We start from the raw sequence: 732 nt of genomic DNA, 5'->3' as shown, positions 1-732 counted from the left end.
TCTACAAGCTTTTTTTATTGTACAATTAAAGTAGATAATGTTTGAGGGGAGAAATATACATGTTATCTAAGCATACTACTGAAGGACGTCACCAAGTAACTCTAGCAGCTCTTGACGAGCTTGTACCTCAGGATCATTTGGTACGAAAAATTGATCAAGTCATGGATTTTGACTTTATTTATGATGCGGTAAAACATACATATTCTTTAGATAATGGTAGGCCAAGCGTTGATCCTGTTGTTTTAGTCAAAATGGTGCTCCTTCAATATTTGTTTGGTATTCGATCGATGCGCCAGACGATTAAAGAGATTGAAACAAACGTGGCTTACCGTTGGTTTTTAGGATATGACTTTAGTGAAAAGATACCTCACTTCTCAACGTTCGGTAAGAACTATGCCCGCCGTTTCCACGATAGTGACCTATTTGAACAGATCTTCTACCGTATTTTACGAGAAGCAACGAACTATGGTCTGGTTGATCCCACTGTTGCGTTCATCGATTCTACGCATGTGAAAGCCAATGCCAACAAGAAGAAGTTCGATAAGAAGATTGTGCGTGTGGAAACACGCAGCTACCAAAACAAACTTGAAGAAGAAATCAACATTGACCGTGAGGCACACGGAAAAAAGCTCTAACCCCTCAAACAAAAGAAGATACGAAAGAGATTAAAGTGAGTAAGACAGATCCCGAAAGTGGCTATTATGTAAAGGATGAACGAGAGAAGCTGTTTGC

General features: G+C 39.3%; 1 pseudogene. It reads left to right on the top strand.

Annotated elements, in window-relative coordinates:
• Window positions 1-59: 59 nt before the first annotated feature.
• Window positions 60-732: pseudogene (locus M3206_RS18740) on the top strand (transposase); the annotation flags it as partial.

Source organism: Fictibacillus phosphorivorans, assembly GCF_023715845.1.
Lineage (GTDB): Bacteria > Bacillota > Bacilli > Bacillales > Fictibacillaceae > Fictibacillus > Fictibacillus phosphorivorans_D.
This window is presented reverse-complemented; position numbering and strand designations above follow the sequence as displayed.